We start from the raw sequence: 5,468 nt of genomic DNA on the forward strand, positions 1-5,468 counted from the left end.
TCGGCTACAACGCCGGAGGTTGGCTTGTGGAGAGGCATCCGCGAGTCTCGGCGGACGTCAACGGTGACGGTCGTGCGGACATCATCGGCTTCTCGGATGCGGGTGTGCTCGTCGCGCTGTCCACGGGGACCGGATTCGCCCAACCCCGGCTCTGGCTGGCCGACTTCGGCTACAACGCCGGAGGTTGGCGCGTGGAGAGGCATCCACGAGTCTCGGCGGACGTCAACGGTGACGGCCGTGCGGACATCATCGGCTTCTCGGATGCGGGGGTGCTTGTCGCGCTGTCCACGGGTACCGGATTCGCTCAACCCCTGCTCTGGCTGGCCGACTTCGGCTACAACGCCGGAGGTTGGCTCGTGGAGAGGCATCCGCGAGTCTCGGCGGACGTCAACGGCGATGGCCGAGCGGACATCGTCGGCTTCGCGAATGCAGGTGTTCGCGTGCATCTCAATTGAAATGAGGATGCCCTCTTGACCTCGCCGTACTGGCTCTTGGGGCCAGTACGTTCGCTCGCAGTAAGAGACAAACCACAAGATGTTGCTCGTGTGTTTCATCGTAGTCTCTTGAGACTGGGGCAAGTACGAGTTCGAGCAGGGATTCGTTTAATGAACTGCTTGAAGGGCCCTGTGAGTTGGCAGGGCCTTTGTGTAGCCCTGCAGTTGTAGTTCGGAAGAGTTCGCTATCCTGTACCTGCCCACGATTCGGTCATTGCGTCATGGGTACGTCACGGCCATGGTGTGCAGTGTATCGAGAGGGCGACGCGCGGAAGGGAATGTCAGCTTGACATGTCATACGAGGCGCCAACTTCCCTGGCACAAGGGCGAGCGAGGATTGGAAATGATGGAATGCCTCACGTCCCCGAGAGCACTGGTCATGACCAGGAGAGGGGAATGGCCGCTCCAGGGTCACCCGATTACGCGCACACCAATCTCCCCGGTCCCTCGTCGCTCCGGTCCGCGCTCTCGCTGACAGGCGAGGACGACGGCCCAGAACTTGTCCGCGTGCCCGCGGTTGGTGCGCTCGGCGTCGAAGGACACCTTGCCGGAGGGCAGGACTCGCCGCTTGATGGAGTGAATCTGTCCGACGAGTTCGCGTTCACGCGGCAAGGTGACGTCGCGGCGCTGGAGCAGAATCTTGAAGTCGGTGGCCCAGCGCTCCTTGCCCTCGTTGGTGAAGTTCTCCGCGACCACCTGCGGAAAGTCGCGGGCCAGGTTCTCGGCGAGGTTCATGCCAATGCCGCTCCGGTCGACCGAGAGGCGCGCCACGGGCAGGACGGACAGCAGACGCCGGAGGTGCGCCTCCTGTTCCGCGAAGGGCACGCCTTCGAAGCTGCGCAGCATGCGGCACGTGAAGCGGCCCGCCACCTCTTCGAAGACGGCCAGCTCCGAGCGGTCTCTCGTGCGGCCGACGTCGAAGCCCGCCACCAGGCGCCCCTGGGGCACGGGCACGTCGGAGGCATCCTGGGCCAACACCAACTCGTCGGTGGTGCACGGGAGGATGAGTTCGTACGGGAGGAAGGAGTACGATTCGTCCACGTAAAAGGCATTCGAACTCCTGCTGAAAGTCCTCCAGCGGCAGGGAGTCGAACTGCTCCACGAGGACGGGGCGCCCGAAGCGCGCGACGCGCTCCTCGGTGGGCATGAAGGGGGCCTCTACCGAGGCGCGCTTCACGTCCAGGCTGAAGAAGCGGCACAGCCACCAGGGCACCAACTGACGGGTGTGGTGCGGGTACTTGCGTAGCTCCTGCGAGTCAATCTCCCAGAAGATGCCGCGCCGGCCGAGCGGGGTGCTTCCCCCCGTGAGCTGTCCATGAGAGCGCAGGATGAGGGCAGTGCTGCCGGTGTAGACTTCGCGGTCGTTGACTAGGTGTGCCAACTCATCCAGGTACACATCACCGCGCTTGCCGCGCGGAGGCTTGGCCGGCACGCTGATGATGCGCGACAGTCGCCGGCCTCGGGAGTTCGACTCGAAGGCCAGCTCCGTCTTCGCGTCCGTCACCAGCTTCTTCTGGTAGGCGAGCGGCAGCTCCTCATACACCTGCCGGGCGATGAGCACCTTCTCCACGGCGTCCGAGAGGTTGTACGAGACGAAGACGGCTGTGTGGCCGTCGCGCAGGTGGCAGCGGGCGAGGGCTTCCAGCGCGAAGAGGAAGGAGAAGCCCACCTGGCGGCTCTTCGCCACCCAGCGGAAGCGGGAGTGATTGGCCAGGAAGGACTGCTGGTACGGCTCCAGCACCACGGGCTCGTTGTCGTACTGGCACAGCCCGGCAATGAATCCGGACTCGGTGGCCAGCCACTGGGTGAGGTCATCCTCGGTGCGTTTGACGATGCCGAGCGTCACGCTGTCCTCCTTCAGCCGAGGCCGACGCTCATCGACGAGGAACGCGCGGCATCCTCCAGGACGCCGAGCACCTCGGCGCGCCAGAGCAGCTCGCAGGGGGAGTCTTCGTCGTGGGTGAGGGGGGCCGCTGCGGCGTACTCCCAGCCCGCGTCCGTCAGCTCCCACTCGCCACTCGCGGCTTGCCGCTGGAGGCCGCATGCCGACAGGCGGAGGTTCATCGTCTGGGCCGACAGCCCGACCTGCTGGCCAAGCTGCTCGGCCGTGAGTCGCGCAGGAAGCGAGGAGGCGACAAACAGCCCCTGGCGATGGGGCTCCATCGTCAGCCCTGTGTCCGTGTGGATGGCGTCGAGTGCGCGGGCCGCTGCCAGCTCCGGCTTGAGGTCCGGCACGAAGGTGACGAGTGCTCTGGCCACTTCCATGTGGGCCAGCACCAGGTCCTGGAGCGGTGAGACGGCGGCCAATCGTGGCTGTGGTGACGGAGTACCTGGCGCCGTGTGGCTTCCCGTCTTGCGGTGTGCCTCGAAGTTGAAATGGGCCAGCGGATGCACGGCGACTCCTCTTGGGACGTGCCGAGACCGCGCGGGGCCCGGCTCAAGAATGCACAGCGTGGTTAATGACTTGTCTTGTGGGGGCGACAGAGCGCGTATTGCCGCGTCCTCTTCACGACGGAGTCGCCATGTCTGCCTATGCCGCTGTCGCCCGCGCCCCGCGCACCCTCACGGAGAAGGAGGTGGCGCTGCTCTTGCGCACCACGGGGTTGCACCGGGACGGCTTCCGGGACCACTGCCTGTACAGCCTCGCGCTCGCAACGGGCCTGCGTGAGCATGAGCTGGTAGCCCTCAACATCGGGGACATCTTCGACGAGCGCGAGCGCGCGCACCTGTACGTGATGCTGACTGTCTTCAAGGGGAGCGCTCGCCACCCGGAACCGCAGGAAGTCGTCCTCTCGGAGACGGTGCGGCGAAAGTTGGAGAAGTTGCTGCGCCTCAAGCGCGCGCAGGGGCACGACGTGGGGCCCCAGGCGCCGCTCTTCCTGAGCCGCAAGGGGCTGCGCCTGTCCACGCGACAGGTGCGCCACGGCTTCTCGGTGTGGCAGCAGCGCGCAGGACTGGAGCGGCACCTCAACTTCCACGCCGTGCGCCACACCGCGTGCACCGGGGTGTACCGGCGCACGAAGGACATCCGCCTCACCCAGCGCTTCGCGCGACAACGCTCCATCGACTCCACTGTCATCTACACGCACCCCTCGGATGACGAACTGGTGCGGGTGACTCAGGACCTGCCCTGCTGATGGGGCGTGCCGCCTCCGTGCCGGGCGCCCGCGACACCCTGGTTGGGCCAGGGGGAGGCGCGCGGAGGCGGTAAGGGGCGGCGGTTTCTGGGGCCCTCTCGGGCTCTCGCAGGCGCCGCTGGCGAAAGTGAACAGGGCGAGCTGTTCACTTACCGAGTGAAAATGAACAAGGGCGGACTGTTCACTTTTTCGGGGGGGACTCTCTCGAAAAGGGCCCCAGGTACATGCTCCGGCGAGGCCAGCCCCACGAAAGATCGCACCACCCCCCACCCTGGCGTCAGGGGTAGGCGGGGTAGGAGTGCTGGCGTCATCGGTGGGCATGGTTGAGGCCGGCCAGGGCAGGCGGCGAAGGTGACGGGAGGCACTGGCCGCGAGGGCGGGCGGCAGGGGGCGCGTACCCAGGGAAAGCGGCCATGAGCCTCGGCGCTTCGGCCCTTCACGAGGGCTCGTAAGCGCGCGAAACAGCGTGGGTGAGGTGACGCCGAATGGCCGGCTTTACGCATTTCCGGCCATTCGGCTCGGCCCTGGTAACGGCACGCGGGCCCAGGTGCGCGCGGGGCGGGGGGCCGGTGCTTCGAGGGCAGCTCGCGGACTCGTGGGGCTCACGAGGAAGACAAAGGCCTGCGACGCGAAGCGCGCGGGGACACGCGCGCACGAATGGGGCGCCACGCGGCGAGCTCGTCGGGGCCGAGCGCCAGGTGGGCCACGCGGCGGCCAGCGGGGCGCAGCGGCGCAGGGCGGTCCGGGCCTGGGAAGTGAACGGCTCGCTGGAGTCCGGCCTGCTGCAGAGTGTGCTTCCGGGCGCAATTTCAGGCCCGAACTCGTACCGCGGCGCTCATGGACCTGGTGGCTGTCCGCCCTAACCTCGCGGAACTACGAAGGCTGTGGCGCCAGGCGTGTGCTTCTGGGCGCCAGGTAGAACTCCCGGGGGAAAAGTGACCAGGCGCGGCCTGGCGCGGCGAAAGTGAACGGCGAAACTGATCGCGAAAGTGCCCGCGTTCACTTACCGGTGGACACTTTCAAACGGGGTCGGCGGGGGGGCGAGACGTCCGTGGGTGATGCCACAAGGGCGTCGTCCTTCGAGAGGGCGATGGCCGTGACGCGCAGCTCAATCAACTTCTGGTCCGCCTTGGTGGCGATGCGCGTCTTGGCCTCGTCGCGGCGGCGCAGGCAGTTGTGCTCCTTGCCGTAGTTCGCGACGAGGGAGGTCGCAACGCCGAAGCACTCAGCCAACTCGCTTTCGACGAGAAGCTTGTCCACTTCGTCATGGGGTAGCCGAGGGCCTTCTGCCTTGGTGGGAGCTCCAGCTTCTTGTGGGGCTTCTTCCAGGCCATGCCTGCCATCCGCAGCTTCCGAAGGGCTGCGTCACGTTGTCCACAGCCTGGGTGCGCAGGCGTTGCCTCAGCAGCATGCGCAGGCGCTTCAACCGCTGGTACGTCCGCTCGGCCTTGGCTCCATCACCTGCGACGAGGCGGCTAACGTAGGCACGCAGCTTATCGCGCCGGGCAACAGTGGCGAGGAGGTCGTCATCGTGGTCGAAATCGGAAGTCGAGAAAAGCATGCTTTGCGCGTAGCCTAACTCGTCGAGCAACGGCCCTTGGCTCTTCTCTGAATGACCGTCTGCGGCTACTCCACCAGCTCCAGGGTGTCAGGCGCAGAACGCGGAGCGAGGATGTTCGCCAACACTGCAAGAACTAACAGTAGTTCCCACTAAACGACGAACCGTGATTCTCGAATGGTCTCATGCTGCGCGTCGAGTGGGAGCGACGCGCAGCAGCGGACTTGACGTCTGTTGCGCGTTGCGCGCTTCCAGGTAGGCATCCACCTCGGCCATGAG

The 5,468-nt window shown here is 66.1% G+C and carries 5 protein-coding genes; 2 read left to right on the top strand and 3 right to left on the bottom strand.

Annotated features, from left to right (window positions below):
* Nucleotides 1-455, top strand: a 455-nt coding sequence (locus tag KRR26_RS36040; protein WP_217082144.1) for an FG-GAP repeat domain-containing protein, incomplete at its 5' end; no start/stop codon positions are given.
* Between the two features lie 450 nt (nucleotides 456-905).
* On the opposite strand, the gene KRR26_RS36045 is transcribed toward KRR26_RS36040, so the two are convergent.
* On the bottom strand, nucleotides 906-1,535 hold the full coding sequence (locus tag KRR26_RS36045) for a phage terminase large subunit family protein (protein WP_328707280.1): 630 nt from the start codon (nucleotides 1,533-1,535) through the stop codon (nucleotides 906-908).
* Nucleotides 1,536-2,351: 816 nt separating this feature from the next.
* Nucleotides 2,352-2,888 carry a hypothetical protein gene (locus KRR26_RS36050; RefSeq protein ID WP_217082145.1) on the bottom strand — a complete coding sequence of 179 codons (537 nt, stop codon included), beginning with the start codon at nucleotides 2,886-2,888 and terminating at the stop codon, nucleotides 2,352-2,354.
* Nucleotides 2,889-3,016: 128 nt separating this feature from the next.
* On the opposite strand from KRR26_RS36050, the gene KRR26_RS36055 reads away from it, so the two are divergent.
* Nucleotides 3,017-3,631 carry a tyrosine-type recombinase/integrase gene (locus KRR26_RS36055; RefSeq protein ID WP_217082146.1) on the top strand — a complete coding sequence of 205 codons (615 nt, stop codon included), beginning with the start codon at nucleotides 3,017-3,019 and terminating at the stop codon, nucleotides 3,629-3,631.
* 999 nt (nucleotides 3,632-4,630) lie between these two features.
* On the opposite strand, the gene KRR26_RS36060 is transcribed toward KRR26_RS36055, so the two are convergent.
* A complete protein-coding gene (locus KRR26_RS36060; RefSeq protein ID WP_236069550.1) occupies nucleotides 4,631-4,891 on the bottom strand; it encodes a hypothetical protein in 261 nt (86 codons plus the stop codon).
* Nucleotides 4,892-5,468: the final 577 nt, after the last annotated feature.

The sequence above is a fragment of the Citreicoccus inhibens genome (assembly GCF_019039035.1).
Taxonomy (GTDB): domain Bacteria; phylum Myxococcota; class Myxococcia; order Myxococcales; family Myxococcaceae; genus Citreicoccus; species Citreicoccus inhibens.